The sequence below is a fragment of the Microvirga sp. BF8 genome, from assembly GCF_059888585.1.
Genome location: NZ_CM187619.1, coordinates 288,388 through 315,017 on the forward strand (window position 1 = coordinate 288,388; position 26,630 = coordinate 315,017).

Consider the following 26,630-nt stretch of genomic DNA (forward strand, 5'->3'; position numbering starts at 1 on the left):
CATTCATATGCCGGACTTCCGGTCATGACGATGCTATCTGCGCCCCAGAGCATTTCCGCCGGGCAGGTGCGGACGCGCGTCATGATCGTCGATGACAGCGCCGTCATTCGCGGTCTCGTTGCCCGGTGGCTCACTGAGGTCGGCGAATTCGAGGTTATCACCACAGCTTCGAATGGCCGTCTCGCGCTTGAGGCACTCGAGCGCCACGATCCCGACATCGTGCTTCTCGATCTGGAAATGCCAGAGATGGATGGCGTGGATGCGCTTCCGCTGCTGCTCAAGCGCCGCCCCAGGACAAAGGTCGTCGTCGTATCAACCTTAACTCAGCGAAATGCCCAGATTTCACTGAAATGCCTTTCTCTTGGTGCCGCAGACTATCTCGCCAAGCCTGAGAGCCAGCGACAACCGGCTGCTGCCGAGGAGTTTCGTCGAGATCTGATCGAGAAGCTAAAGGCACTCGCTCCATCCAGAAAAAGAAGGCCGCTGGAGACGGTAGCGGCTGTTCCAGTACAGCCCCGGATTATCCGAAAGACGATCAATTCCCGTCCGGAGTGCCTTCTCATCGGCGCCTCGACAGGGGGGCCGCGTGCCGTAGAGCGCGTCCTGTTGGGCCTCGGCTCTGCAATAAAGCGAATTCCCGTGCTCGTCGTTCAGCACATGCCAGCGATGTTTACGGGCGTCTTTGCCGAGCACCTGCGTGTGCAGACCGGCGCACATGCTTGTGAGCCATCCGATGGGCAGCCCATCCAGCCTGGCACTGTTTTCATAGCCCCGGGTGGCCGGCATATGGGACTCTCGGTCGACCGGGGATACCCTGCGATTCGGCTCGACGACAGTGCGCCTGTCAATTTCTGCCGTCCTGCCGTAGACGTGCTCTTCCGTGATGCTGCTGCCGTCTATGGAAGCGCTGCGCTCGCTGTCATCCTCACTGGAATGGGCTCCGATGGAACCCAGGGTGCGCGCCTTCTGGTTCAAGCCGGAGGGACAGTCCTCGCTCAAGATGAAGGCACAAGCATCGTGTGGGGCATGCCGGGCAGCATTGCCAAGGCTGGCCTGGCGCAAGACGTCCTGCCTCTCGAGTCGATTGGACCTGCATTAAAGAACTACATTATCGGGTCCTCCTCATGAACGAACCTGACTTCGAATTCCTTCGCAGCTTCTTGAAGAGCCGCTCGGGCCTGGCGCTGCCTCCGGAGAAGCGCTATCTCGTCGAGAGCCGACTCGCTCCCGTATGCAGAAGCTTCGAAACAGCCAACCTAACCGAGCTGGTCAGAAGCATTCGAGGTGGCCGCAATCCTGCTCTGGAGGATGCTGTCATCGAAGCAATGACGACCAACGAGACATTCTTCTTCCGCGACAAGGGACCATTCGACTTGTTTCGTGACGTATTGCTTCCGCGATTCCTTGCGGCCCGCAGCACGACACGACATCTCCGCATCTGGTGCGCCGCTGCGTCAACGGGGCAAGAGCCATACTCCCTCGCGATGTTGCTGGACGAGGCTGCGGCTCGCCTCTCAGGGTGGAAACTCGACATTGTCGCGACCGATATCTCAACGGATGTGCTCTCCAAAGCGAAGGCCGGTCTCTACAATCAGTTCGAGGTACAGCGCGGACTTCCTATTCAACTTCTATTGAAACATTTCACCCAGGTTGGTGATCAATGGCAGATCTCCGAACGGATCCGATCGAAGGTGGACTACCGTCCCTTGAATTTGATCAAGGACTTCTCTCACCTTGGCACCTTCGACATCATCTATTGTCGGAACGTCCTGATCTATTTTGATGGACCGATGAAGAGCAATGTCCTCCAGCGAATTGCAAACGCAATGGCTTCAGACGGTTGTCTTATCCTAGGAGCAGCAGAAACCGTCCTTGGCCTCACGGACGCTTTGGTACCGGATCCGACGCATCGTGGCCTATACGGGAAGGTTGCAAGCGCAGCTGCGCCAAAAAGGAATCCCTCCCTGCTTGCGACGATGCGCTAAGAATCGCACTCCTCGGTTTGCTGGTATCAGTCTGTGACGAGCGTGGTCATCGCACCAACATGCGGGGATTTCATATTCGTCCGAAGCGTCATCACCTCTGTGGAATGATCCAAAAAGCCACGGATCGGGCCTGCCGCAGGCACGGGGGCATAGGCCTTAACATAAAAAGCGCGGACCTGGGTAAATGATCCAGGAATCGGACCAAAGATGATGGGTATTGGTCAACCGCTGTCAATTGGCGCCCCACTGCGGGTTGGGTGCAAGCGCGCCACGTTCTCGGCATCCTAAGAAGGAATGCCGATATCGGTTGTCGTCTTCTACAGGGTCTCGTTCTTCACCTTAAAGGTATTCTGCCAGCGAATGCCGAACTGCGCCGCCGCGGCCAACGAAACGCTCTGCCGATAGCATTGAGTTCAAGACCGCCTCCTGCGTCGTTTCCGCCGCGGCACGAAACAGCATGTCAATGCGGGCTTCGTTCAGGACACGAATTTCAACAAGGTCCCGGTCGAGGTCATGGTCAACGGTGTTTGCCGTACTGAAGGCTACGGTAATATCCCCGCTGCCATGCCCCCAAAAGGAGCCAAGCCGGGCAAGTCCCGATCCTGCACGGCGCGCGACGCGGTTCAGTTGGCGGTATTCCAGCGGCACGTCCGTTGCGAGCACAATAATGACAGAGCCTTTTTCCAGGGCATTCGGAGACGGCGCTTCTTTAAGAGGGGAGGGACGCCGACCATCGGGAAGCACAAGATCCCCGGCGTTTCCGAAGTTCGTCAGGACGAGTGTGCCCAGGTGGTAGCTTCTCCCATCAAGTTCGATCTTGCGTGACGAGGATCCGATGCCGCCCTTGAAGCCAAAGCAGGTCATCCCTGTCCCTGCACCGATGCTGCCCTGTTCGACAGGGCCATCCTTGGCTGCGACGAGCGCGGCACGCACGTGCTCTTCGGTTACGGCAAGGGATTGAATATCGTTGAGCGCTCCATCATTGCACTCTCCGACAACTGCGTTCACAGTCGAGGTGCTGCGCCCGATATCAGGGTTCTGTGCAACGGCGTCACGGATGAGCGCCGTTGTGCAGACGCCCACGCACAATGTATTCGTTAGGAGGATGGGCGTTTCGATCGTACCCACCTCCGAGATTTGCACAAGTCCTGCGCTTTTGCCGAATCCATTAATGATGTCGCAGGCCGCGACAACCTTCTTGCGGAAGAGATTGCCCGAATGCGGCAGGATCGCTGTGACCCCGGTATTGATGTCGCCATCTCGCAACGTGCAATGACCCACGCGGACACCGGGAACGTCCGTTATTGCGTTCAGGGCTCCCCGAGGCAGCAATCCGCAGGTCAATCCATAATCAGGAACAGTCCGGCCCATCATTTGCTCCACCGAAAATGTGTAGATCGCTCAAAGGCGACCTGCATCGATGATTCTCTTGAGGAAGGCCCTCGTGCGCTCGCCCTGCGGGTCGCCGAATATCTGCGATGGAGGCCCTTCTTCGTAGACGATACCTTCCTGCAGAAAGCAGACCTTGTCGGCAACTTCGCGAGCAAAGCCCATTTCATGCGTCGCGAGGACCATCGTCATGCCCTTCTTGGCCAAGTCCCGTACGATGTCGAGAACTTCAGAGACCAGTTCTGGATCCAGCGCTGACGTGATCTCATCGAGAAGAAGCAGGGCCGGATCCATGATGAGCGCTCGTACGATTGCGACACGCTGCTGCTGCCCACCCGAGAGGCGATCAGGGAACTCATCCGCCTTGTGGGCCAGCCCAATTCGGGAGAGAAGCGCCATGCCTTTCTCCCGGGCTTCCTTCAGCGGCATGCCTAAGACTTTAACGGGGCCAAGCGTAACATTCTCGATCACGCTCATATGGGGAAAGAGATTGTAGCCCTGGAAGACAATGCCGATCTCACGTCGCAGCATATCGAGATCGACGCCCGGGCCGGTAATCCGATCCCCATGCAGACGAATCTCACCTTCTTGGATCGTCTCAAGCCGGTTAATGCAGCGCAGAAGTGTGGACTTGCCGCAGCCGGACGGTCCAATAAGGCAGACCACCTGGTGCTCGTCGATATGCAACGAGAGATTTTTCAGCACAGCGACACTGCCGTAGCGTTTGTATGCACCATCTATTTCAACCAGCGCCATGTCGGTGCCTTCCTTCCGTCGTTGAACGCTTCACTGTCATTTCACTGGCTGGAGCGCATTTTCCGGCGATCACGCTCAATCAGTTTGTCGACGAAACGGGCTTGAGGAATAGTGATCAAAATGAAGATGATGGCAACGGTGGTCACGGCCGACAGGTTGAAATTGTTGCTGGCAATGATCTTGGACTGATTGAACGCATCGATCGTACCGATGATGGCGACAAGCGCAGTGTCTTTCTGGAGACTGATGCAATTGTTCATCAAGGCGGGAACAATACCGCGAACAGCCTGTGGAATGACGACATATCGCGTCGTTTTGAGGTAGGAGAGTCCGAGCGAGCGTGCGGCAGCGATCTGACTGGGATGAATGCTCTCGATGCCTGCGCGATAGACCTCGGAGGTGTAGGCACCGTATGTAAGCGTCAGAGCGATAATGGCATAGGCGTTCGAAGAGAGGTCCTTCAGAACCGGAAGGTTCGTGAGCGGGAGGCCGAATCCGATGAGATAGATCGTGATGATGGCGGGGAGGCCGCGGAAGAGATCGCTGTAGATGATCGCAAGCGTACGAATGGGCCGGCCAGCATCGCCAGGCAAGGTGCGCGCAATTGCGATGATGAGGGCCCAGACGAGGATGAGGACAGCGGAGACGACGAAGATGAAGATGTTGGTGCCGAAAGCCTTGAGAACGGTTCCTGCGGACCGTGCGATCAGATCGAGATCGAAGAATGTCCGGCTGACAGCGGCATCGTTGACAACCATGAACCAGGCCAGGGCACACACAATCAGCAATGCAGCCGAATAGGATATCGCATTCCAGGACAGGTCCGATGCGCGAGCCCCAAGGGCCCGGCCCTCATATACGTCTGCGGCCGAGCGGGCGCCCATCGAGAGACGGACAGCCTTGATCGCGAGACCGAGCACGAGAAGTGGAATCAAGGCGAAGAGGGTGGCGCTGGCCCACACGGGGGCTTTGCTCCAGCCTTCCTGGATCCCATAGGTCGCGATGGAGGCGACCGTATAGAGCACAGCTGCGAGTGTGAGGAAAGCTACCGAAAAGGCGGCCCAGGTCCGCGCGCCATACGAGCGAAGCCTGCTTCGAGCGCGCCACTGGTTGGCGCGCTCGTCGTTGGCCTTGACAGCCAGTTGGGTCATTGTGCTTCGTACCTGTCTCAGTACTTCCAGGTCGGAACGTCGTCAGGTGATACGCCGCCCCAGGAAGGGAGCAAATAGGCCTGCTCAAGCTTCTTCAGCGTTCCGTCTTCCTTCAGCTGCGCAATGATCTCATCGATCTTGGGCTTGTTTGAAGATCCCTTCGGATAAATGCCGGCGGTCTGGCCACCGGTTGCATACTTCCCGACAACTTTCAGTTTGCCCTTGGAATTGGCGACCTGCCCGAGAACGACGCCGAGATCGGTCATGACCGCATCGTCTTTGCCAGCGGCTGCTGCCGTGAACATAGAAGCTGTATCGTCGTAGACATCCACTTTCGTTGCCTTCAGGGTTTCTTGGGCAAAGGGAACAAGAGTGGTACCCGCCTGTACGCCGACACGGCCGGTCTTGATCGTATCCTGAGTCACATTTCCACCGGCCTTGGTGGCAACGCCATAATTGGAAACGGCATAAGGGGTCGAGAAGTCGACGACCTTCTTGCGAGGCTCGGTAACCGAGATCAACGCTAGAGCGATATCGAAGTCCTTGTTCTGACCTGCAACGATGGAATCAAAGGAGGCATTCACCAGCTTGACCTTGTCGAGGCCCAGTCGGTGCGCAATGTTGACGGCCATGCAGAACTCGAAGCCGTCTCTGATGCTGTCGGGTGTGTCGCCGTTAAACTGTCCGACAGCCGGAAGGTTGATGACGACCGTGAACTGTCCCGACACGGCTGGGGTTATCGTGTGTGTGCCTCTTTTTCCTGTCAGCTCACACTTGCCGTATCCGACAGTTTCTGCGGATGCCATGCTGCCGCCCACCAATGTCAGCGCAGACGCAAACAGTGCGACCTTGAGAAAGTTGGATCTCATTCCATTAGTCCCCTTTGGTGTTGGTTGGATGGTGTCTATCTATCGGAAGGCCTCGCACCGGTTGTGCGCGAGGTTCAAATAGATTTCTTGGAGGCGGAGTGTCACCGGCCCGGGCTTCCCGTCACCGATCTTATGGCCTGCTATCTCAATGACTGGTGTTACGAGACTTGAAGCGCTGGTAAGGAATGCCTCGCGCGCCGTGTGTGCCTCGTCGACGGTGAAGAGACGTTCTTCTATGTGCAGGCCAAGTTCGGCCGCAACCTCTAGCACTGCACGCCGTGTGCAGCCAGGTAGCACTGCCTGTGAATTGGGTCTGGTTACGATCCTACCAGAGCTCGATACGATAAATGCTGTCGACGAAGCGCCCTCGGTAATGAAGCCATCCTGGACCATCCACGCTTCCGCACAGCCCTCGGCCATAGCCAAGCGCTTGGCCTGCACCTGTGCCAGGAGCATGGTCGTTTTGATATCGCGTCGTAGCCATCGAATGTCGTCGACGATCGCGACCTTTACACCATTGCGTATCGAGTTTGTGCTTGTAAGGTTCTTTGTCTGTGTGAAGGCGATGATGGTTGGCCTCAGGTCGTCCCCATAGTGGAAGCTTCTGTCTTCACTCCCGCGCGTCACCTGCAGATAGACCACGCCTTCGTTGAGGCGGTTTCTCAGGATGAGCTCTTCTTGCATCGCAACGATTTCGATTTGCGACAACGGCATTGGAATATCGAGCTCCCGCAGGGAGCGCTTAAGGCGTGCCAGGTGGAGGTCGTTATCGATCATCCGCCCGCCGATAACGGCACTGACCTCGTAGATACTGTCCCCGAACAGAAAACCGCGGTCGAAAATGGAGACTGTAGCGTCCAGTTCCGGAATATATTTTCCATTCACATAAACAGTTCTCGACAAACGTTCGCCTCTGGGATCGGACTCGCCGGAACGCTAGTAAGAGAGATGGCTCATGGCCAATGCCATGTTTCTCTCAGCACTATGCAAATTTCGCATAATGCCAGAGAATGCCCTCAACTTTGATCCGTTTTACGAGGACGTGCCGTGGAGCTGAAATGGCTGGAGGACTTCTGTTGCCTTGCAGAACACTTGAGTTTTTCCAAAGCGGCCTCCTTGCGCGGCGTATCGCAGCCGGCCTTCAGCCGGCGAATCAGGCAACTGGAAGACTGGATGGGGGCGACGCTTATCAACCGCGCAGTCTTCCCATCGGAATTGACCTACGAAGGGAAGCGGTTTCTGCCGATCGCCGAGGAGGCAGTTCGCGACTGGCATGCGCATCGCACGGCCTTGCGCCGTCGGCAGCGGGATGAGCGCCATCGTCTCACCTTTTCCGCCCTCCACACATTAACTGTGACCTTCCTTCCGGAGTGGCTATGTTCCTTGCAGCAGACGTTACCGCCATTCAGCTCCCATCTTAGCCCCGACAAGGGCGGGATCGAAGACAACATCATGTCATTGGTGGATGGAAACTGTGATTTTCTGCTGACCTATGCTCACGCTTCCGTCCCGTTCCTGCTGGACCAAGCGCGCTTTCCTTATCTCCTGCTTGGTACCGAGAAAGTTCTGCCCGTCTCGCGTCCACATCCGGAGGGACCGATTCTCGACCGGGCTTTGGAGACCGGGAGCCCAATGCCATTCCTGAGCTATGGGGATTTCTCGTTCTTCGGAGTTGCGCTTACCAAGCTTTTTGCCAATCGGCCGTCTCTGGAGAGACGGGTCGTCCATGAGAACACGATCTCGATTGGTCACAAGGCAATGGCCTTAGCGGGCTGGGGCGTGGCGTGGCTGCCCTTGGATCTTGTCCAGTCGGAGCTGGACAAAGGTATCCTTGTGCCCGCTACCAGCGACCCGGCCTGGTCCCTCATGATCGAAGTCCGCCTCTATCGCCATGCGCGCCCGACCCGTCCCATCGTGGATCAGTTCTGGGAAGCAGCCGGCGCGCATGGAGCTGTCGTCAGATCGTAAGATACCGGATCGCCCGCAGGACCTCGAAGTAATTGTTGGAGACAAAGCGCAGAGTGCATGCTTTTGGATGCTGAACTCCCGGGTAGAAGCTTGCGCGGTAAGCATCGCTTGCATTATTGAATTCGAGTTCAACCTCGAAGGTTTCGGGAAGTTGCAATTGAACTTTTGAAAGGTCGCGAGACAGCGCCTCCTCGACGCCGTCGCGGATGACGCTGATCGCCTTTGCCGGAGAGAGTGAAATCGTTGCGCGGCCAAACCCCTCGCTGACCGCCACAGTCTTTATTCCGGGTACGAGGTGTTCCGCTTCCTTGCATATTCCGCTGTCGCCGGACAGGAATGCCGGCGCAACGCCGTTCAAAGCTGCAGTATGGGCATTCACCGTAAATTCCGAGGCAAGCTTGCCGTTGATATGGAGCTTCGCGATCCTATCGTTCATTGTATGCGCGAGAGGATTGGTGTCGGTTCCTGCTGCGTTGTGGTATCCGATGAACAAGGCGGCGTCGAAAGTTGGATCAAGACCAAACATCATTACATAGGGATGACCGCTCCAGGCGCGGACGATCCTGACATAGTCCGGCAGACGCGAGACAATCAGATTGCATCCGCTCTCGTGAGCGTCCTTGACAAGGATATCAGTGGCCCCGGCTGCGCGAGCGCCTTCGCACGCGGCAACGACCTCAGCGGTCATTTGCTCTCGGAACTCCTGGTATCCAAGACCGCCTTTGTGAACTTCGTCCCAGCCGGTTATTGCTGCGCTGCCTTCGATATCCGCGCTGATAAAAACTTTCATTCCGTCGCCCCCGTTCATCCCTTCCAGTCGATAACGGGGCAAAAGCAACGCTTCAAGCGTCTCGCGGATCTCTGCCGCCAATTAGCAAGCCGGCGGGCCGGGACGTCATACAATAGCCTGCCCAGGGACCTGCAGCCGCCGCACCAGCCTAGGCCGGCACGTCGATTTGAGGTCGGAGGGCAAAATCGGAACGGCCAGCGAATTGATTGGGAGAATCTCGTTGGAGCGTGTGCGGCCGAAGAGCCTGATCCAGTAAAAATACGAATATTCTCCTCTGGCAGAGCGATTGGCTGACAAATTGAGTGCGTCGTTGAAAATGCGAGGGCCGGGTAAGGTTTTTATTCCAAGCGAGCTGAATTTAGGCGCCAAAAGAACTCGTTGCCCGAACGGCGATATCTGAGCCTGCTCAAACAGATCGCTCTTCTATTCTTTCAGTCAACTTTGCTTCAGGTCCGGTCGCACGGTCGGCAGAAGTCGTATCCATATTGTAAAGCGCTGTCGGATCCTCGGAGACATGATGCCGGCCGTCAGGATCAGAGGTCGTGCTTCAGGAAACCCTCGCATCAGCCTCGACGGCTACAAGACTGCTTTCTCCAGGCACAGGCCCTCAGCATGAAACATGACATGACCGAGCGTCGCTCGAGCAGGCGTTTTCGAACTCACTTGGAAGGCCGAATAAAACATAGTGACGATGCTCCTGCGGTCGACTGTGTCTTATGGGATCTATCGGAGACAGGGGCGCGGCTCATGATTCCGCATTCCACCGAGATCCCGCTGGAATTTGAACTTCAGATTCCCGAGGAGGGAGCGCAAGCGAAGGTCCGCTTGGTGTGGTCGAACGGCGTTCATCATGGTGTGATGTTTACCGACTAGAGCAATTGCAAGAGCCGCAGGTCCGTTCCATCAGCCTGAGGGCCCACGCCAGTGAAAGGGGAGCCGCTTTTCCGCAGAGAGCGGCTCCAGTGACTGGCGAGCCGCACGGAACTCCCCAGAGGCTCCGCATGATCTGCCGCAGGATCGGGCAGCAGACGGTGAACATGGATTTTCGGGCCGGACAAGGTATGACGGGCCAGGTCACGTGATGGACCTGGACGGATAGTCTGTGCGCCTTATGAGAGGGTGGCCGTTACAGAACCGGTTCCGCTCTTGTGACTCCTCGCCTGATCATCTGCGCGATCGGGAAGTATTCTAACTGCGCCTGTGAAGGACGAGGTAGGCCGCCGCCGTCCATGAGAAGCTGTCTCCGCCCAGACCCTCGCCTGTCGTCGGATCGAAATACTCGCAAAATCCTGCTCGCTCGATGGCCGTGACCGTCATTTGCTCGATCTCCCGAGCAAGCTCTTCGGCGCCGTTCATGCGCAGGCCATCCGTGATGAGCCAATTGACCACGGCCCAGACCGGCCCCCGCCAATAGCGCTTGGGCTCGAAGGCCGGGGAAAATGGAGCGGTCGAGGGCAGCCCGACGATCATGCCGTGGTTCCAGCGCTCAATTTCATCCGTGATGGCGGTCCTTTGTGCCTCATTGAGGTGTATGGCGACAATCGGAATGAATCCGGCCTGCGTCGGAACATCGATATCTGCGCCGGATACAAGATCGAGAGAAACGAAGCGGGAGAGATCGGGGCGCCAACGACCAGAGAGGCCGGTCATGAGCCTCTGGTGCATCGTCGACAACTCGGCACGCTCCTCGGACAAGCCCAGATCCTCGGCCAAAGCCATCAAGTCGGCCGTGGAGCGCGCAAGGATGCCTGTCATCTGAACATCTGCGATCTTGAAGGGTGCGGCCTCCCATTGCTTCCGCGCATCCCAGCCGCAGGAACGATAGACGTCGACAAGGTGAATGAAGCGCTGATAATCCTCGTCACGCGGCCTCATTGCTGCTTCGACATGTCCCGTGTCCTTGCGCTGGATTACGGTCGTGGTCGACGTGGGAACACGTTCCAGGGCGGTATCCCAAGCCGGAGAGTTATCGCTCCCGCTTTCCCAAGGATGGAGGATCGCTACGAGGCCGTAGCCTTCCGGATCCCGCGCACGCAGCCACCAGCGATGCGAGCGCAAGGCAGCCTGGAAGAGAGAGCGCGTGCGCTCTTCCGCATTCGGCAGGTCACTCCTTGTCGCCGCGTCATGGATTTGGCGCAGAGCCATACCGAATACGGGTGGCTGGGTTATCCCGGACGTCGCGACCCGATGCCGCGTGCCCCACACATCCGGTCCCGGAAAGTATGTGTCACTCGCGGCATGGAACACGATGTGCGGGATCATGCCGTCATCCCATTGCCCTTCGATCAGTCTTTCGAGTTCGCGATAGGCACGATCCACGTCGAAGGTTGCGAAACCCATTGCGACGAAGGCGGAATCCCAGTTCCACTGGAATGGATAGAGACGATCAGTCGGGACCGTATACCCGCCACGATCGTTGCGGGCGAGAATTGCGCGGGCGGTGTCGTCCATATCGTGTCTGGTCATATCGTCCATGGTCGTTCCAATCATGTTCGTGCGATGGCGCGGCCCGTCGTGCTGTCGAACCAAGTCATGCGCGAGCTGTCGACGTTCAGTCCTACGCGCTCTCCCGCCGCCACGCGCGCAGTGGGCGGCACAACGATACGGGTGAGTTGACCGTCGATGGCGCCCGTCAGAAGCAGGTGTGACCCCATCGGTTCCACGACTCGGATATCGAATGGAATCCCTGAACCTGCGGGCGTAAGGCTCGCATCCTCGCCGCGCAAACCGAGCTCCAGATCCCCCGTCTCGATGGGGCAGCGCAGTGCGGCCCCGCCGATCTGTGCTGTGCCTCGGGCACATTGTACCTTGATGAAGTTCATGGGAGGGCTTCCGAGGAAGCCGCCCACGAACCGTGTTGCCGGCGTGGCATAGACTTCGAGCGGGGTACCGATCTGATCGATCTTGCCGCCGTACATCACGGCAATGCGGTCGGCGAGCCCCATGGCTTCCGTCTGGTCGTGTGTCACATAGATCGTCGTCGTGCCTGCCTCGCGCAGCACGGCTTTCAGCTCAGTCCTCATCTCGAGCCGCAGAAGCGCGTCGAGATTCGACAGGGGCTCATCCATGAGCAGGACGGCAGGCTCGACCGCGAGCGCCCGCGCGACTGCAACGCGCTGGCGTTGCCCGCCCGAGAGTTTTGCCGGGTAGCGATCAAGATGCTCCTCGATGTGCAGGAGCGCGGCGGCGCGCTGCACTTTCCGCTTTACGTCGTCCTGGGTCGCCTTCTGCATCCGGAGACCGAAGGCGACGTTCTCGAACACCGTCATATGCGGAAAGACGGCGTAGTTCTGGAAGACCATGGCGAGGCCACGCTTTCGTGGTGTGAGATCGCTCATATCCCGGCCGCCGATCACAACGCGGCCGGCATCCTGCTTCTCCAGACCAGCGATGATGCGCAGGAGGGTTGTCTTGCCGCAGCCCGACGGTCCGAGCAAGGCAACGAACTCACCGTCGCGGACATTCAAGGAAACGTCCTGCAAGGCCCGGAAGGAACCGAATTCCTTGACGACGCGGTCGATCACGATGTCGGCCATGAGGCGCTCCGTTACTTGCTTGCGATGCCCCACACCGCGAACAGGTATTTCCTGACGGCGAAGATGAAAAGCACCGATGGGAGAATAAGAATGAAGCCGCCCGCGAAGCGGTAGTGCAGTGGGCTCTCAGCCAGAATTTTGAGAAGGTAGGCGGTCAGTGTCCGCTCACGAACCGTGAGAATCGAGGCGGCGAAGACCTCGTTCCAGGAAATCACGAAAGCGAAGATGGCTGTGGCGGCGAGTCCCGGAAGGGCGAGAGGCAGAACCACCTTCATGAAGGCCTGGAGCCGGGTGCATCCGAAGACCCAGGCTGCTTCCTCGTATTCGCGGGGAATGCCCATGAACAGACTCTGAGTCACCAAGGCAGCAAAGGGCAAAGCCAGCACCGTGTGGATGAGCGAGACGCCGAAGGGCGTGTCGTAGAGCCCGAGCCGAATGAAGGAGACGGTGAGAGGAAGCGCCAGGATCGCGAGCGGGAAGGCGCGCGTGAGAAGAACGAGAAGGCGGTAGGCATTCTGTCCCCGGAAGGAATAGCGCGCGAGTGCGTAGCCTGCGGGCGCGCCGAGCAGAAGGGAAAACATGACTGTCAGTCCCGCCGCGATAAGCGAATTGACGAGAGCGTTGAACACCCCCTCGATCGCCAGAAACTGCATCATCGGGGCGAAGGACAAGTCGGTGGGCCAGATCGATTTCGGCCAGCGGAACACGCCGAGTCGTCCTCCGAAAGCGCCGAGCGCGACGAAGTAGATCGGGACCAGGACCCAGGCAAGGAGCGTCGCGATTCCCGTCCAGAGAAGCAGGCGCCGTGATGAGGGGAGAGCCATGCTTCTGCCGGGTACGGATTGCTGCAGGTCGGATGCACTCGCCGTCATGCCAATTGCTCCGGACGCGTTCTCAGGACACGCAGGTAAACCGCTGTGGCAGCCAGAGAGATCGACATGATGAGAACCGCGTAAGCCGCAGCGACCCCATAGTTCTGATTCTCGTTCTGCCAAGTATAGGCCTCGCCGGCGAGGACCGGGAAGTTCCGCCCGCCAAGGGCATAGACGACGGCGAAGACCTCAAAGGCCAGTACGGTGCGAAGGATGAGCGCTGATTGCAGGCTCGGCTTGAGAAGGGGCAGGGTGATTCTGCGAAAGCGCGTCCAGGGCTTTGCTCCGAAGATCTCTGCGGCTTCGGAAAACTCTCTGGGGATAAGCTGGAGGCCGGCGATCAAAATCACCAGGACAATGGCCGTCGCCCGCCAGACCTCGGCGAGAGCGATGGCCGCGAAAAGACTCCAGGGTGTCTCCTGGGACAGCCAGCCGACCGGCCCAGGAATGACCCCAAGCGCGAAAAGGGCCGAGTTCAGATAGCCCGTATTCTGGAGCAGTGAAAGCCACGCCAGACCCGCTGCCAGATCGGAAATGCCGAGCGGAATGGTGAGGATCCAAAGCACCAGGTCACGTCCTCGCTCCAGCTTCGACACCATCGTCGCCATGGCGAGCGCGAGAACGAGCTGGATCGGCACGACGACGAGAGTCAGCATGAAGGTGTTGCGGATCGCCAGGGAGAAGTTCAGATCTCCCGCCATGCGTTGATAATTGGCAAGCGACACACCATCGTCCGCCGTGAATGACAGCCAGATGGTCTGTACGAGCGGTATGAGAAAGAACGCAGCCAGAAAGGCAACCGAGGGCGCGATGAGCGCGTAGGGAATCCACGAAGTGCGCGACGGCATGACATCGCTCCGATCTCGAGGGGCAAGCCCGGCAGGCGAATGCATGCCGGGCCTCAGGATCGATCAGTTGACGGGGCAGGCGCCCTGGCTCGGCTTGTCCGGTGCCCAGCACGGTGCGCCCGTGTCCTTCATCAGCGCATCGAGCACTTTGGCCTGCTCTTCCAGCACGGTCTTGACCGGCTCGTTGCGCAGCACGATCCGCTGGAACGCGTCGGTATAGACCTTGTTGAACTCTCCGCCCTTGGCGCCCAAGCCCACAGGCAGAAGAGAGACAAGCGCGTCCTTCGCGTTCTGCGTCGCATCCACGGCTCCGGCGAGAAGTTTGATGCCCGGCGCGAGGTTCGGCGGCAAATCGGCCTTGACGACAGGGAAGAAGCCAACTTCCGCTGCGGTCAGAAGCTGCGTCTCCGGCTTGGTCATATGCTCGATCACCGCCACGGCGCCCGTGCGGTTCGGTGCATCCTTGGGAATCGCAAGTCCCGCGATCACAGGCATGTAGCCGCGTCCCTTCGGACCGGCCGGAGCCGGGAACGCAACGAACTGATCGGGTTGCAATGTGAGCGCCTCCTTGACGCGGGCGATGTGATCCCAGGCGATCCAAACCTCGCCGGCCATCAGAGGCTCCTGCATGAAATTGTAGTTGGTGGAGTTCGGGTTCGACACAGCCCAAAGCTCTTTCATGGCGTTCCAGCCGGCTTCCGCGTCCGCTGACCTGAAGGTCGAAACGACGCCACCGGTGAACGACGGATAGAAGTAGCCCTGGAAGAAGCGTGGCATGAGGCCCGTCGGGCCAGCTGGGAAGCCGAGCCGGCGTTGACCTGTCTTGTCGACGATATTCTTGGCCCATTGCTGCAATTGCGCGTAGGTCAGCGTGTTCACATCAGCTCCGGCGGGCAGATACGGCAGGGCCTGCTTGTTGGCGACCATCACATAGGTTGCCTGCATCCACGGGATGTATTGCTGGTGCTCCGTTCCGAGCTTGCCGAGGTCCATGAGGCTTGCAGGGATACTGCGATCGGCCAGCTTGGCGGCGACATCGTCGATCGGCTGGAGATCGGCGGGAACGTGAGGCTGCAGTTCTCCATGAAGGGCGCCGACCACGCTGGCAGTACGCTTTCCGGCCTGTGTTTCGGCTTTCATTCGCACGGCAAAGGCCGGAGGCTCGTCGACCACATAGGTGACCTTGCCGGGAATACCCTTCAGAAGGACGTCGCGGACCTTGCTTGCCTCCTCGATCGGGCGAAGCTGTGTCGAGTAGAAAATCGTTTCCTGCGCCTGTGCAGCGGACAAGCCTCCAAGTAGGGCGGCCGCGACGACAAATGAGCGAAATGGCATCTGCCTCATGTGCTTCCTCCGTCGGTCCCGATAGTGACGCTGCTCGACCCGGGTCCGGGAGGTCGGGCAGCTTTCAGATCAACTCGACGTCCGATGCGTGGCGCGTGGAACCTGCCGGACCGGCAGAATGGTCTGCAATTCCTGCGGATTGCCCCCGCCAAGGCGGGAAATCAGCATCTCGGCGAGCCGGCACCCCACATCCGGAGCCGCGATCTCCATGGTGGACAGGGGGGGATCGGTGAACGCGGCCGAGGGCAGGTTGTCATGGCCGATCACGGCGATGTCGCGCCCTGCGACGAGACCCTGTTCCTTGAGGGCGCAGAGAGCGCCGATGGCGATACTGTCCGTGGCGCAGAGAAAACTGGTCGGTGGCGACGGATGGCTCAGAAGCCAGCGGGCCGCCTCATACCCCCCCGCCTCTGTTGGCGGCGCGGCAAATTCAAGCGGGTCGGATAGATTTTCCTCCGCCAGGCCGGCCAGCCACCCGCTGCGACGCAGATGGGCAAAGGTCAGGGTCTGCGGGGCGGCAATATGGGCAATCCGTCGGTGTCCGAGAGACGCGAGCAGGCGGGTGGCCTCCCGGAAGGCACTCTCGCCATCGCCATCGATGAAGGCATCCTCGTCGGAACACTCTGTCCGTCCATGGGTGACGAACGGGATTCCACGCTCCCTCAGGAAGGCCACACGCTCGTCCCGGAGCCGCGTGCGAACGACGATGACCGCATCGGCCCGCCCGCCATCGATGAGCCGACGATATGTTTCCATTTCTGCGGCAGGGCTTGCAGTCGGCAGCAGCATCAGGTCGAGCCCCTCCTCTGCAAGCCGTTGGCCGCACGCCGCCAGCATATTCAGGAACAGCGGCGGCCCAAACCGCCCAGGTTCCAGAGGCAGGGTGACTGCAACGACTTCTGCCTTGCGACGCCTGAGGCTGCGGGCGGCGGAATTCGGCCGGTAATTGATGGCCTGCGCGGCCGCGCGAACACGTTCCCGCGTGGCGGGCGCCACGTCCGAATAACCATCCAGCGCCCGGGATACGGTCGTGATCGACAGGCCAAGGGTTTGTGCAAGGTGCTTCAAATTCGACACTGCAGGATGGCCTCCCTGTCGACACTGCATCCGAAACGTTTTGGAAAGTCAAGATTATGGTCCGTCAGCCGCCTGTTCGAACGAAGGTTCGCTGTCCGGCGCGAGTGCGCCGATATCAATCGCCCGGTGGGAGAAAAGGAGGGAAGCACTTTTTGCCCGGCCGCTCGATGGGCGCGTGCCACTTCTCACGTTGGTTTCACGCGGAAGGGATCCGCCGCGAGCCATGCCTCCCGGATCTGATCTGAGAGAGCACGTCGGTTCAAGCGCCGCCCTTCGAGTCGCAAGGGCAGCCATCGACCCGAACGGTGCACTAGCGTGCGAGCAGGATCACGCCGCCTGCCGCCAAGGAAGCGCTCCAGAGGATTTCAAGATTGATCCAGCCACGACTGAGGAACGCCAGTCCAATCCAGTGGTAGATGATCATCGCGGTTGCGCCGATCACGGCCAGCATCGCGCCCGTATGAACCGCGAGAGCCGCGAGCGAGACTGGAACGGACGTCCCGGCGGCGAGTTCGCCGCCGGGCCCTGACGAGACGCAGAGAGCCAGCATGGAAGGTATCAGCATGAGACCGGCGCCGTGGGCCATTGCCATCATGAACGACCATAGCCCGAGGCCCATCAGGCTGGTCTGCATCCCGATTCGCACATGGGTTCGGCGTGGCACGAGCATGTGCCAGGAGGCCCATCCTATGGCGATCAGACCAGCGCCGTGGCCGAGCAGTGATGCATCCAGGATCGTGCCGAAAGCGATCACGGCCAGCAATGTTGCGGCGGTGGCCGCGGCGTGCCCGAATGCGATCGGAGCGAGTGCGAGGACGACGACCTTTCGACTCTGCCGGTGAAGGCCGAGCGCGACGGCAAACAGCCACCCCATGGCAGGATTCAGCCCATGGAATGCGCCGAGACCCGCGAGTGCAATCCAGGGCCAGAGCGTCGACGATGCCGTGTTCATGGCTCTCTGCCCGATTCGTGCTGGAGACCCTCAAGGATAGCAGTAAGAGTCGGATGAGCAGTCCCCACCCTCGAGTCTGATCTGGTGGGGCCGGTGGCCCTTGGGCCACTCGATGAAGAATTCCTCGTCAAACGCTATTCCGCCATCAGGGTCCGCATTCAGCTTCACCATCCAGCCATCGAACCCGCGGTGATAGAATTGCTGGTCGATCGTGCCGTAGAGCGAGTTGGTGAAATAGACCCGTCGTCCATCCCGACTGATCTCCACCATCTGAGGTCCGCCCGTGAGATGACCGTTTCGTGCTCCGGGGTGGGAGGCACGGGATACGATGCCTCCGATGCGCACCTTGCCTGTCAGCTTCGGATTGAAGGGATCCGACACGTCGTATTGCTGGAGGTCGCCTGTGCCCCAGCATGACACGTAGAGAAATCGGTCGTCCATGGAGAGGTCGATATCCGTGACGAGGGGAGGCACCGCCCCAAAGCCCTTCAACATGTCCGGGAGATCATCGGAATTCGCGGGCTCGGCTGGAATCGTGATGATTTTCTTGACGGCCCAATGGTCGCCGTCGCGATACCAGGTCCAGATCGAGGAGGAGAGATCCTTAAGGCTGATCACGCAGTTGACGAAGCCATAGGCCTTCGTCGGATTGTGTGCCGGCCTGAGCTCGAAAACGAGCTGGTGTTCTTCGCCAAGGTCGATGTCTTGGAGATGCTTTCTTTTCAGAAGATCCCAGAAGTGCAGGCGCCGGCCGTATCGGGAACCGAGAAGAATCTCGGGGACGAGGCCGTTCTCGAAGGTATCGGGCGTGCCCCATTCGCTCGTAACGAGCGTGTCGTAGCCGAGATGCCACCATGCATCATACGCAAGCTGCTGCGAGCCTCTCTCGACTTCCCAGCGTCCGAGCGGTTCGAAGCTCTCATGGTCCATGACAAATATGCCACCGGGCGCCTTGCCCTCGCTATTGCCAAGGGCAGTGACATAAATCCCATCCGGGCCGCAATGGACCGTATGGGGCCTGGTGTAACCTGTCCTTTCGGCAATTGCCTCGGGCTCTATTACCTTGATGAGCGTCGGATTGCGGGGGTCCGGCTTGGTATCGAGAATGTGAATGCGCGAAGAGCGCAATCCCGGCACGACCAGATAGCGCCGCTCGACGTGGGGGTGAGGCATGTTCGGGCACAGGCATGACGAGCACGCGTTCCATCCGAAATGGTGCAGTTCATCTCCCGTATTGGGCATCGCAACGCTGCTGACGATCTGGGAGTATGACGGCGAGGCGGGATCGAGGTCGACGACCGCAATGCCGTCGGGTCGCGTCCTGTCGGGATCGAACATGGCCACATAGGCCAGCCTCTCGGGAGGCGCTTTCTCTGCAAGGCGAGGCGAGGGGTAAAAGCTCGGATCGGGCTGCCAACGCGTCACGACACCCTCCCTGATGCCCCCTCTGCTGATGGCGATCGGCTTTTCTTGTTGATCCTCATATTATGCCCCGGCCTGTGTCGCATTCGAGGCAGGAAAGGGTAAAACCACTTCGTGGAGTGGTGGCCGTCTCCGATGGGACATGGCACTCCCGACGCCAGGGCAAGGCCTGACGCCCCCGCGCCGCATGCGGGCGGTCAAGCTCTGCGATCTCTGGCGGAGAATTGGCGTCGGCGCCCATCGCCGGACTCGCCCGCGTCTTCCACCCTCGACAGGTTGCAGCGGGAACCAGGGAAAGGTCTTCATCAGCCCTGTCGAAGGGATCTGGCGAAAATCCCAGGCCGCTCGACAATCCGGTTGAACGACGCCCGCCGGAACAGGGTACGCCGTTCCAAGCGTCCATAGTCGGCCTTCAAGGATCGCGGTGTCATCGACGGCTTGTGCCAGTCTGCGCCGGGAGGCAGGCTCCGCGGCCCGGCGCTGACTGGCCCCGGTGCCGCGGCACTTCATGCCGTCTGTCGATGCAGGGGCTTCCCGCCTGCCAGGAACGAAAGGGCGTGACTACGCTGGCCCGATTGCGCCAACCTCACGCCCTTTTCGACCTTCGACGATCGAAACGAGGACTGGTTGTCCCTCTGACAGGGCGCCAAGCCCTGCCCGCTCGACCGCCGAGATGTGAAGGAAAAGATCCTTGCTTTCGCCCTCGACGGACACGAAGCCGTATCCCTTCACCGGATCGAACCACTTGACCGTTCCCGCGATCGTCGGCGGGCCGCTCATGGGCCGGGCCTCGTTCTCTCTGGGTCCGCGCCTTGGCGCGCCTTGCCGGGAGTAGCCATCGGACTGGCCCTGTCTGGCCGGGAACGCACGCCGCGGCGGTTCGGGGGTGGCGGTGCTTGCGTCGACGCTCAGAACCTCGTTGACCTGCTGGCCCTTCTGCCCCGGCCCGACCTTCACCATCAGGGTTGTGCCGGGCTCCAAGGCCGTGTGGCCCGCAGCCTCGACCTGCCTGATATGCAGGAATGCCTCGCCCGAGCCATCGGTCAGCTCGACGAAGCCAAAGCCCTTCTCGGGATTGAACCATTTGACCCGAGCCTCGGCCTCGCTCCCGGACGCCGGGTAGGAGCCCTGCTGGCGCACGGGTCGCTCGTACGATGGTTGGGGTGCATAATCGCCCCAAGGATCTACAGGTTGAGCGCCGAACTGACGTCGACGATCGCGATGATCGTTACCGCGGCCCATCAGGAGTGCCTTCTAACAAATGTCATGTAAGGATTACGCGTAACGCGCCCGGCTTGCAGACGCAAGATGATTGCTCGCTTTGATGATGGACGAGTTGGCCTTTGCGTTTGTCTATTTGGCCGGGACGCCTGAAACAATCCTCCGAGGACGGTTGATCCGGCGGGCGTGTTCTGGATCCGATGGTCCGGGAGCGGGCATCCATTCGCGTCAGCTTCGCCCGCTCGAACCTGATCCGCTCGCGTAAAGACCAGCGCAGCCGGTGTTGGCCGGCGGCTGAAATGATTTGAATTCAAATTATTTGAATGCTAATTAAATAGAATGTCGTCTCCATCTCCCCGGTTTCAGTTCGGATTCCAGCTCGTCAGACTCGCCCGGCGCTGGAGGCGTGACCTGGACCGCCGGCTCAACGGCGTTGGGCTGAGCGATGCCACATGGGCGCCCCTGATCCATCTCAAGGAGGCAGGCGACGGCATCAGCCAGAAGGACCTGGCCGCGAGCGTCGGCATCGACGGCTCGAGTCTGGTCCGGTTGCTCGACCTGCTTGCCGGGCGGGGGCTGATCGAAAGGCGGGCCGACACGGCCGACCGCCGTGCTCGGCGGGTGTTTCTGACGCCAGCCGGACACGAGGCCGTCCTGAACATCCGGGACCTGCTGCTGCAGGCCGAGGCCGACATGCTGGCCGATCTGTCCGACACCGAGATTGCCGCGATGCTCGAGACCTTTGAGAAGGTCCACCGTCGACTGGATCCCGAGCGGGCGGAGGACTGCGCTTGAACGCGTCCCTTCTGAATGCGCTCGGTTTCAATGTTCCTCGCCTGGGATATATGGCGCGCACCGCCGTTGCAGCCTGCCTTGCCCTGGTCCTCGCGTGGCTCATCGGCCTGGAGCATCCGCAATGGTCGGCCATGACGGTCTGGGCCGCTTCGCAGCCCTTGCGGGGCCAATTGCTCGAACGAAGCTTCTTCCGGATGGCCGGCACGGCGGCAGGCACGTTTGTCGGCGTCCTGCTCGTAGCCGTTGCCGGCCTTCATCCGATCGTTCTGGTGGCTGGACTCGCGCTCTGGCTGGCGACGTGTGCCGGCGTGGGCAATCTCCAGCGAAGCTATGTTTCATACGGCACGATGCTCGCGGGGTATTCCGCAGCGATGGTCGCCCTGTTGGACACTGCTCATCCGGATCGCGTGCTCCTCCTGGGAGCCGACCGCCTCCTGACCGTGATGGTCGGTGTTCTGACGGCTCTGGCGGTCGGGCTGCTGTTCGCACAACGACACTCTCCTGAGGACCTGAACGGCCGCGTGCGGAGCCTCACGGCGCGCGTGCTTCGCACCATGGCAGTGCACCTGCGCAGTCGCGGGAGCGATCATGCCGGTGAACGCCGCTCCATCCTGTCGGAAATGGCAGCCATCGAAGAGTCTCTCGATCCACAGGCTGCAGGCTCCCTGCGGTCTCGCCGGGCCGCGCGGGCAATCCGCATTCTGTTGGCCGCACAGGCAGCAGCCTTGGCCTGGCTGCGAGGGTCCGATGCCGCGCGGGTGGACCCGGCGACAAGCCTGGCCCTGGAACGCACCGCCGAAGCCATCGAGAACGGGGCCGCCCTCGAACAGATCATCGCGCGGATGGAAACGCTTGCCACGGAAGCGGAGGCCCATCCCTCCTTGCACGGCGTTGTCCTGCGGCTTGAGGTGGCCCTGCGCGATCAGATTGGCCTTCCTGCGCGCCAGGAAGGGCACCTGTCGCTTCGCTACCCCGTCATCCTGCACCGTGACTGGGTGATCGCGCGGCAGGCAGCGATTCGGGCCGGAGTCACCATCCTCGCCCTCGGACTGTTCTGGATCGGGACGGGTTGGACGCTTGCGCCCTATATGATGCTCGGCGCCTCGATCATGCTGTCGGTCTTCTCGACCTTCGACAACCCGGCGCGATCAGTCTGGTTTGTCGCGCTCGGTCAGCTGGGCGGTGTCGTTGCAGCCCTCGTCTGCCGCTGGCTGGTCTGGCCTCATGCGGGAAGCGAAGCGGCCCTGGTCTTTCTCGCGATACCGTTCATCCTGTCCGGTGCGCTGCCGATGGCCCATCGCCGCACCGCGCCCGGCGCTTATGATTATAACATGGCCATGCTGCTGATGCTGCAGCCGGCCTATCCGCCGACCATGTCCTTCTGGCCCTCGGTTGCCATGGCGGCGGCGGTTGTCGCGGGCCCGCTGGCCGGGCTTGCCGCCTATAGGCTGATCTTCCCGATCGATCCGCGTCGCCGCATGAGGATCCTCATCGGGATGATGGTGCGCGAGATTGCGTCGATGGCGGCCGCCCGCGACGTGACGGAACACCCCCTCGCTTGGCGTGCCCGGCTTTTCCACCGCATGCTGCGACTGATTCGCTGGACCGAGAAGTCCGGGGATCGAGAGATGTCCGTCATCGACGGAAGTCTCGCTGTCCTGACATTGGGCGAGGCGGTGCTGTGCCTGCGGAGTCTGTTGCGCGCACGAGACGTATCACCCGGCACGGCTCGCGCAGCCACTCTCGCCCTTGGTCGCATGGCCCGCATCACGCACGATCCTGACCGCGCCCGGTACGCTCTCGACCGAGCGGCGCGGCGGCTGACGCGCGAGGCGCGGCCCGAAACCATGCTCATTCGAGACGCCGGGGAAGCCCTGGCAAACAGCCGCTCCTTCTTTCGGCTCTCCGACGTCGCATAGGCTGTCCCGCGCCAGGGTCTGAGGACTCTTGTCTCGTGCATCGGCCGCGCGCTGCACCCTCGCTCCTGCCGCCAGCCTCAGGCAAGATTGCTGGCGTACCCACACTCCTAGGATACCCGTATCGGAGGTCTCTGTGGGGGACATTTATCTTTTCGATGTGGCCTCGCGGCAGGCCCAGTGGCTTGCGGTCCGTCAAGCGACGATCTCGAGCAACATCGCGAACGCAAATACTCCCGGCTTCAAGGCCAAGGATGTCGAACCCTTCTCCAAGGTGTTCGACCAGACGCAGCTCGCAATGGCTGCGACCGACAGCGCGCACCTCGGGTTCGACGCGTCCTATACGCGCCCCACAAAGGTGAAGAAGACCGAGAGCTGGGAGACCATGCATTCAGGAAACTCCGTCAGCATCGAGCAGGAGATGGTGAAGGCCGGCGAGATCAGTCGGGAATCGTCCCTGAATGTCAGCATCGTCAAAGCATTCCATCGCATGATGCTTGCGAGCACGAGGTCAGGACAATGATCGATCCGCTACAGGCTTCATCCCGGCTGGCGGGCGCCGGGCTCGAGGCGCAGTCGATGCGCCTCCGTATCGTTTCCGAGAACATCGCCAACGCACAATCGACCGGCAAGACGGCGGGCTCCGATCCCTATGCCCGCAAAACGGTCACGTTTCGAAGCGAGTTGGACCGTGCCCTTGGCGCCTCGTCCGTGAAGGTCAAGGGAGTCGGGGTCGACCGAGCGCCGTTCCAGGTCGAATACGACCCCGGCAACCCGGCGGCCGATGAAAACGGCAATGTGAAGCTTCCCAACGTGAACATGCTGATCGAAATGGCCGACATGCGGGAGGCCAACCGTTCCTATGAAGCCAATCTTCAGATGATGAAACAAACTCGATCCATGATCTCGGGATTGATCGACCTTCTGCGAGGCGCCTGATGTTCGACGCAGTTTCCTCCATATCCGCGATCTCGTCCACGATCGACAAAGCCAACGCGATCTCCTCGACCCGGTCGGTCTCCGCGCAGAGAGCCGAACTGGCGCCGTCGGCCTCGCAGCATGTCGACTTCGGCGACATCATGGTCCAGGTCGCGGCGAATGCCACCCAGACGCTCCGGGCCGGCGAATCCGCGGCGATCGCCGGGATGCAGGGGAAGGCCTCCGTCCAGCAGGTCGTCGAAGCTGTCATGTCGGCTGAGCAGGCTCTCCAGACGGCCATTGCGATCAGAGACAAGGTTGTTGCCGCCTACCAAGAAATTTCGCGGATGGCGATTTAAGGAGTAGACGATGAGGGCTCTCGCAATCGCAGCTACGGGCATGAATGCTCAGCAGCTGAACGTCGAAGTCATTGCAAACAACATCTCGAACGTGAACACGACCGCCTTCAAGGGAGCGCGTGCGGAGTTCACGGATCTCCTTTATCAGGCCGAGCGCCTGCAGGGCATTCCCAATCAGGGCGGGGAAACGCCACTTCCGGAAGGCGCCATGCTGGGACTGGGCGTCCGAACCGCAGCGATCAGAAACCTGCATCGTCAAGGATCGCTGACGAATACGACCAATCAGCTGGATGTCGCGCTGAACGGGCGTGGCTGGTTCCAGGTCGACGGTCCCAACGGGGAAAGGATCTATACCCGTGCTGGTTCCTTCAACAAAAGCAACACGGGTGCCGTCGTCACCCTCGAGGGCTATGCTCTCCCTGGGGTCGACCCTGTGCCCCAGAATACGATCGACATCTCCATCAATCAGGATGGCCGCATCTTCGCGAAGGTAAGCGGCGAGGTCGACCCGGTCGAACTTGGTCGGATCGAACTTGCGAACTTCGCAAACGATTCCGGCCTCGAGCCCATCGGAAACAACTATTACCGCGAGACGCCGGCCTCGGGCGCAGCTGTCGCCGGATTCCCGAATGATGAGGGCTTCGGAAGCATTCATCAGGGATATCTGGAGAGCTCGAACGTCGATCCGGTCAAAGAGATCACCAACCTGATTTCAGCTCAGCGCGCATATGAGATGAACTCGAAGGTCATCCAGGCCGCCGACGACATGGCTGGGACGGTCTCGAAGGGTATTCGCTGATAGGTTCGCCTGAAGGACGATGATTCTGCTCATGAAGAAGCTCACGCCGAAGATTCTGGCCATCGCACTCCTGATCGGTAACGGTGCAAGCGCATTCGCAGAAGACTTGTTCCTTCCCGTTCCAAGCGTCACGATCTATCCTGGCGACACGATCAAGGAGTCGATGCTGAAGGAGCGGGCCTATCCTTCCAACTTCCGCGCGCGCTCGGCAGTCATCGAATCTCCCGTTCAACTCGTCGGCAAAGTCGCGCGTCGCATGTTGCTTCCCGGAGAAGCAATTCCGACCAATGCAGTGGACGATGCCCGTCTGGTCACACGCGGTGCGGCGACACAGGTGATCTTTCAGGAAGAAGGATTGACGATATCCACCATGGGCTCTCCTCTGCAATCCGGCAGTCTCGGAGAGCAAATTCGCGTGCGAAACATCGATACCGGGCGCATCATCATGGGCACGGTGCAGGCGGACGGTACGATCCGCATTGGTAGGCAGTGATGAGAGGCCTCGCTATCCTGCTTCTTGCCCTGTTTGCTGCAAATGTGGCCCAGGCTTCCACGCGCATCAAGGACATTGCCTCGGTGCAAGGCGTGCGCGACAATCAGCTGGTCGGATATGGCCTCGTCATGGGCCTCCAGGGTACCGGCGATACCTTGCGGAATTCCCAGTTCACCGAGCAGTCTCTTCAATCCATGCTCGATCGCATGGGCGTGAATGTCCGCGACATGCCGCTTCGGACCAGGAACGTTGCGGCTGTCACCGTGACGGCCGACCTGCCGCCCTTCATCGGCAGCGGCTCGCGGATCGACGTGACAGTCACCTCCCTCGGCGATGCAACCTCTCTCAAAGGGGGGACGCTCATGCTGACCTCCCTCGTGGGCGGCGACGGCCAAGTCTATGCCGTGGCCCAGGGGCCGGTCGCAGTGTCCGGCTTCAATGCGACTGGACAGGCGGAGACCTTGACGCAAGGTGTGGCGACCGCGGGCCGAATCCCCAACGGCGCACTGATCGAGCGGGAGGTGCCGGGTGCCATGCGCGAGATGGCATCACTCGTGTTGGAGCTGAAAAATCCCGACTACAAGACGGCAACCCTGATCACGGATGCGATCAATGCATTCGCCCTGAGCCGCTATGGGAAGCGGGTCGCCACGCCTCGCGACTACCGTACCGTTGTCCTGAACAGGCCGCGGGACATCGGCACGACGCGCTTCATCGCCGAGCTCGGGGACCTGCGTGTGCAGCCCGACACTCCGGCGCGGGTCGTCGTCGACCAAAGAACGGGCACCGTCGTCATCGGAAAGAACGTCCAGATTTCCACCGTTGCCATGACGCACGGCAATCTGACGGTTCGGGTGACGGAGACGCCGCTCGTTTCGCAGCCGGAGCCATTCTCGCGAGGGCGCACCACCGTCGTTCCGCGGACGCAGATCACGGCAAACGAACAGGATGCCCACCTTGCCGTCATCGGAGGATCAGATCTTCAGACCCTTGTCAAAGGTCTGAACCAGATCGGCCTCAAGCCGACGGACATCATCGCCATCCTCCAGGCGGTCAAGACCGCCGGAGCCCTGCAGGCCGACCTGGTCGTCCAATGAGGTTGGTGATGAAACGACGCTTGGCAGGGACCCCAGTAGCTGAATGGCATTGCAACCTGGCACTTGAACCATG

Annotated in this window: 27 protein-coding genes; 12 read left to right on the forward strand and 15 right to left on the reverse strand. The window is 60.3% G+C overall.

Annotation, left to right across the window (positions count from 1 at the left end; genetic code table 11):
• Positions 1 to 24: 24 nt before the first annotated feature.
• A complete protein-coding gene (locus AC522E_RS01290) occupies positions 25 to 1,128 on the forward strand; it encodes a protein-glutamate methylesterase/protein-glutamine glutaminase (protein WP_500748607.1) in 1,104 nt (367 codons plus the stop codon).
• The gene (locus AC522E_RS01295) at positions 1,125 to 1,985 is read left to right on the forward strand and encodes a CheR family methyltransferase (RefSeq protein WP_500748608.1); all 861 of its coding nucleotides are present in this window, start codon (positions 1,125 to 1,127) and stop codon (positions 1,983 to 1,985) included. The genes AC522E_RS01290 and AC522E_RS01295 overlap by 4 nt, the downstream gene beginning before the upstream one ends.
• 339 nt (positions 1,986 to 2,324) lie before the next feature.
• Here the strand turns inward: AC522E_RS01295 and AC522E_RS01300 are convergent, their stop codons facing one another.
• Genes AC522E_RS01300 through AC522E_RS01320 form a run of 5 tightly spaced genes read right to left on the reverse strand, consistent with a single transcriptional unit; the run spans position 2,325 to position 7,053 of the window.
• Positions 2,325 to 3,356, reverse strand: a complete 1,032-nt coding sequence (locus AC522E_RS01300) for a DmpA family aminopeptidase (RefSeq protein ID WP_500750552.1) — start codon at positions 3,354 to 3,356, stop codon at positions 2,325 to 2,327.
• Between the two features lie 30 nt (positions 3,357 to 3,386).
• The gene (locus AC522E_RS01305) at positions 3,387 to 4,130 is read right to left on the reverse strand and encodes an amino acid ABC transporter ATP-binding protein (RefSeq protein WP_500748609.1); all 744 of its coding nucleotides are present in this window, start codon (positions 4,128 to 4,130) and stop codon (positions 3,387 to 3,389) included.
• Positions 4,131 to 4,171: 41 nt separating this feature from the next.
• Positions 4,172 to 5,281 (reverse strand): amino acid ABC transporter permease, encoded by a 1,110-nt coding sequence (locus tag AC522E_RS01310; RefSeq protein ID WP_500748610.1) that lies wholly within the window; start codon positions 5,279 to 5,281, stop codon positions 4,172 to 4,174.
• Between the two features lie 17 nt (positions 5,282 to 5,298).
• A complete protein-coding gene (locus AC522E_RS01315; protein ID WP_500748611.1) occupies positions 5,299 to 6,150 on the reverse strand; it encodes an ABC transporter substrate-binding protein in 852 nt (283 codons plus the stop codon).
• A 39-nt stretch (positions 6,151 to 6,189) separates the two neighbouring features.
• Complete coding sequence (locus AC522E_RS01320) at positions 6,190 to 7,053, reverse strand: D-amino-acid transaminase (RefSeq protein ID WP_500748612.1); 864 nt, start codon at positions 7,051 to 7,053, stop codon at positions 6,190 to 6,192.
• A 144-nt stretch (positions 7,054 to 7,197) separates the two neighbouring features.
• On the opposite strand from AC522E_RS01320, the gene AC522E_RS01325 reads away from it, so the two are divergent.
• On the forward strand, positions 7,198 to 8,118 hold the full coding sequence (locus tag AC522E_RS01325) for a LysR family transcriptional regulator (RefSeq protein WP_500748613.1): 921 nt from the start codon (positions 7,198 to 7,200) through the stop codon (positions 8,116 to 8,118).
• Here AC522E_RS01325 and AC522E_RS01330 read toward each other — a convergent pair.
• Positions 8,108 to 8,989 carry a M55 family metallopeptidase gene (locus AC522E_RS01330; protein ID WP_500748614.1) on the reverse strand — a complete coding sequence of 294 codons (882 nt, stop codon included), beginning with the start codon at positions 8,987 to 8,989 and terminating at the stop codon, positions 8,108 to 8,110. The two genes, AC522E_RS01325 and AC522E_RS01330, sit on opposite strands and share 11 nt — an antisense overlap.
• Positions 8,990 to 9,532: 543 nt before the next feature.
• On the opposite strand from AC522E_RS01330, the gene AC522E_RS01335 reads away from it, so the two are divergent.
• A complete protein-coding gene (locus tag AC522E_RS01335) occupies positions 9,533 to 9,781 on the forward strand; it encodes a PilZ domain-containing protein (RefSeq protein WP_500748615.1) in 249 nt (82 codons plus the stop codon).
• A 315-nt stretch (positions 9,782 to 10,096) separates the two neighbouring features.
• Here the strand turns inward: AC522E_RS01335 and AC522E_RS01340 are convergent, their stop codons facing one another.
• The 9 genes from AC522E_RS01340 to AC522E_RS01380 form a co-directional block, all read right to left on the reverse strand.
• Positions 10,097 to 11,383, reverse strand: a complete 1,287-nt coding sequence (locus AC522E_RS01340; protein ID WP_500748616.1) for an MGH1-like glycoside hydrolase domain-containing protein — start codon at positions 11,381 to 11,383, stop codon at positions 10,097 to 10,099.
• Positions 11,384 to 11,394: 11 nt separating this feature from the next.
• A complete protein-coding gene (locus AC522E_RS01345; protein ID WP_500748617.1) occupies positions 11,395 to 12,444 on the reverse strand; it encodes an ABC transporter ATP-binding protein in 1,050 nt (349 codons plus the stop codon).
• 11 nt (positions 12,445 to 12,455) lie between these two features.
• Complete coding sequence (locus tag AC522E_RS01350; RefSeq protein ID WP_500748618.1) at positions 12,456 to 13,316, reverse strand: carbohydrate ABC transporter permease; 861 nt, start codon at positions 13,314 to 13,316, stop codon at positions 12,456 to 12,458.
• Positions 13,313 to 14,164: a carbohydrate ABC transporter permease gene (locus tag AC522E_RS01355; RefSeq protein WP_500748619.1), complete on the reverse strand. Its 852-nt coding sequence runs from the start codon at positions 14,162 to 14,164 to the stop codon at positions 13,313 to 13,315. The genes AC522E_RS01350 and AC522E_RS01355 overlap by 4 nt, the downstream gene beginning before the upstream one ends.
• 63 nt (positions 14,165 to 14,227) lie before the next feature.
• Positions 14,228 to 15,508, reverse strand: a complete 1,281-nt coding sequence (locus AC522E_RS01360; protein WP_500748620.1) for an ABC transporter substrate-binding protein — start codon at positions 15,506 to 15,508, stop codon at positions 14,228 to 14,230.
• A 69-nt stretch (positions 15,509 to 15,577) separates the two neighbouring features.
• A complete protein-coding gene (locus AC522E_RS01365; RefSeq protein ID WP_500748621.1) occupies positions 15,578 to 16,585 on the reverse strand; it encodes a LacI family DNA-binding transcriptional regulator in 1,008 nt (335 codons plus the stop codon).
• A gap of 310 nt (positions 16,586 to 16,895) precedes the next feature.
• Complete coding sequence (locus tag AC522E_RS01370; RefSeq protein ID WP_500748622.1) at positions 16,896 to 17,537, reverse strand: hypothetical protein; 642 nt, start codon at positions 17,535 to 17,537, stop codon at positions 16,896 to 16,898.
• A 30-nt stretch (positions 17,538 to 17,567) separates the two neighbouring features.
• Complete coding sequence (locus tag AC522E_RS01375; RefSeq protein ID WP_500748623.1) at positions 17,568 to 18,962, reverse strand: selenium-binding family protein; 1,395 nt, start codon at positions 18,960 to 18,962, stop codon at positions 17,568 to 17,570.
• Between the two features lie 558 nt (positions 18,963 to 19,520).
• Positions 19,521 to 20,099 (reverse strand): cold-shock protein, encoded by a 579-nt coding sequence (locus AC522E_RS01380; RefSeq protein ID WP_500748624.1) that lies wholly within the window; start codon positions 20,097 to 20,099, stop codon positions 19,521 to 19,523.
• Positions 20,100 to 20,519: 420 nt separating this feature from the next.
• On the opposite strand from AC522E_RS01380, the gene AC522E_RS01385 reads away from it, so the two are divergent.
• From AC522E_RS01385 to flgI, 8 genes are all read left to right on the forward strand, one after another.
• On the forward strand, positions 20,520 to 20,975 hold the full coding sequence (locus tag AC522E_RS01385; RefSeq protein ID WP_500748625.1) for a MarR family winged helix-turn-helix transcriptional regulator: 456 nt from the start codon (positions 20,520 to 20,522) through the stop codon (positions 20,973 to 20,975).
• A complete protein-coding gene (locus AC522E_RS01390) occupies positions 20,972 to 22,894 on the forward strand; it encodes an FUSC family protein (RefSeq protein ID WP_500748626.1) in 1,923 nt (640 codons plus the stop codon). Before AC522E_RS01385 ends, AC522E_RS01390 begins: the two co-directional genes overlap by 4 nt.
• Before the next feature lie 133 nt (positions 22,895 to 23,027).
• The gene (gene flgB, locus AC522E_RS01395) at positions 23,028 to 23,414 is read left to right on the forward strand and encodes a flagellar basal body rod protein FlgB (protein WP_500748627.1); all 387 of its coding nucleotides are present in this window, start codon (positions 23,028 to 23,030) and stop codon (positions 23,412 to 23,414) included.
• Positions 23,411 to 23,830 (forward strand): flagellar basal body rod protein FlgC, encoded by a 420-nt coding sequence (gene flgC / locus AC522E_RS01400; RefSeq protein WP_500748628.1) that lies wholly within the window; start codon positions 23,411 to 23,413, stop codon positions 23,828 to 23,830. Before flgB ends, flgC begins: the two co-directional genes overlap by 4 nt.
• Entirely contained in the window at positions 23,830 to 24,168 is a 339-nt protein-coding gene (fliE, locus tag AC522E_RS01405) for a flagellar hook-basal body complex protein FliE (protein ID WP_500748629.1), read from the forward strand. The genes flgC and fliE overlap by 1 nt, the downstream gene beginning before the upstream one ends.
• Positions 24,169 to 24,178: 10 nt before the next feature.
• On the forward strand, positions 24,179 to 24,967 hold the full coding sequence (gene flgG / locus AC522E_RS01410; RefSeq protein ID WP_500748630.1) for a flagellar basal-body rod protein FlgG: 789 nt from the start codon (positions 24,179 to 24,181) through the stop codon (positions 24,965 to 24,967).
• Positions 24,968 to 24,992: 25 nt separating this feature from the next.
• Entirely contained in the window at positions 24,993 to 25,460 is a 468-nt protein-coding gene (gene flgA / locus AC522E_RS01415; protein ID WP_500750553.1) for a flagellar basal body P-ring formation chaperone FlgA, read from the forward strand.
• Complete coding sequence (flgI, locus tag AC522E_RS01420; RefSeq protein WP_500748631.1) at positions 25,460 to 26,557, forward strand: flagellar basal body P-ring protein FlgI; 1,098 nt, start codon at positions 25,460 to 25,462, stop codon at positions 26,555 to 26,557. Before flgA ends, flgI begins: the two co-directional genes overlap by 1 nt.
• Positions 26,558 to 26,630: the final 73 nt, after the last annotated feature.

Excerpts from the sequence above, each read along its gene's own strand:
- AC522E_RS01315 (WP_500748611.1), bottom strand. The coding sequence starts at position 6,150 with ATGAGATCCAACTTTCTCAAGGTCGCACTGTTTGCGTCTGCGCTGACA.
- AC522E_RS01355 (WP_500748619.1), bottom strand. The coding sequence starts at position 14,164 with ATGCCGTCGCGCACTTCGTGGATTCCCTACGCGCTCATCGCGCCCTCG.
- AC522E_RS01385 (WP_500748625.1), top strand. The coding sequence starts at position 20,520 with ATGTCGTCTCCATCTCCCCGGTTTCAGTTCGGATTCCAGCTCGTCAGA.
- AC522E_RS01345 (WP_500748617.1), bottom strand. The coding sequence starts at position 12,444 with ATGGCCGACATCGTGATCGACCGCGTCGTCAAGGAATTCGGTTCCTTC.
- AC522E_RS01300 (WP_500750552.1), bottom strand. The coding sequence starts at position 3,356 with ATGGGCCGGACTGTTCCTGATTATGGATTGACCTGCGGATTGCTGCCT.
- fliE (WP_500748629.1), top strand. The coding sequence starts at position 23,830 with ATGTTCGACGCAGTTTCCTCCATATCCGCGATCTCGTCCACGATCGAC.
- flgI (WP_500748631.1), top strand. The coding sequence starts at position 25,460 with ATGAGAGGCCTCGCTATCCTGCTTCTTGCCCTGTTTGCTGCAAATGTG.
- AC522E_RS01290 (WP_500748607.1), top strand. The coding sequence starts at position 25 with ATGACGATGCTATCTGCGCCCCAGAGCATTTCCGCCGGGCAGGTGCGG.
- AC522E_RS01335 (WP_500748615.1), top strand. The coding sequence starts at position 9,533 with ATGACCGAGCGTCGCTCGAGCAGGCGTTTTCGAACTCACTTGGAAGGC.
- AC522E_RS01360 (WP_500748620.1), bottom strand. The coding sequence starts at position 15,508 with ATGAGGCAGATGCCATTTCGCTCATTTGTCGTCGCGGCCGCCCTACTT.
- flgC (WP_500748628.1), top strand. The coding sequence starts at position 23,411 with ATGATCGATCCGCTACAGGCTTCATCCCGGCTGGCGGGCGCCGGGCTC.
- AC522E_RS01370 (WP_500748622.1), bottom strand. The coding sequence starts at position 17,537 with ATGAACACGGCATCGTCGACGCTCTGGCCCTGGATTGCACTCGCGGGT.
- AC522E_RS01350 (WP_500748618.1), bottom strand. The coding sequence starts at position 13,316 with ATGACGGCGAGTGCATCCGACCTGCAGCAATCCGTACCCGGCAGAAGC.
- AC522E_RS01310 (WP_500748610.1), bottom strand. The coding sequence starts at position 5,281 with ATGACCCAACTGGCTGTCAAGGCCAACGACGAGCGCGCCAACCAGTGG.
- AC522E_RS01295 (WP_500748608.1), top strand. The coding sequence starts at position 1,125 with ATGAACGAACCTGACTTCGAATTCCTTCGCAGCTTCTTGAAGAGCCGC.
- AC522E_RS01305 (WP_500748609.1), bottom strand. The coding sequence starts at position 4,130 with ATGGCGCTGGTTGAAATAGATGGTGCATACAAACGCTACGGCAGTGTC.
- AC522E_RS01340 (WP_500748616.1), bottom strand. The coding sequence starts at position 11,383 with ATGGACGATATGACCAGACACGATATGGACGACACCGCCCGCGCAATT.
- flgG (WP_500748630.1), top strand. The coding sequence starts at position 24,179 with ATGAGGGCTCTCGCAATCGCAGCTACGGGCATGAATGCTCAGCAGCTG.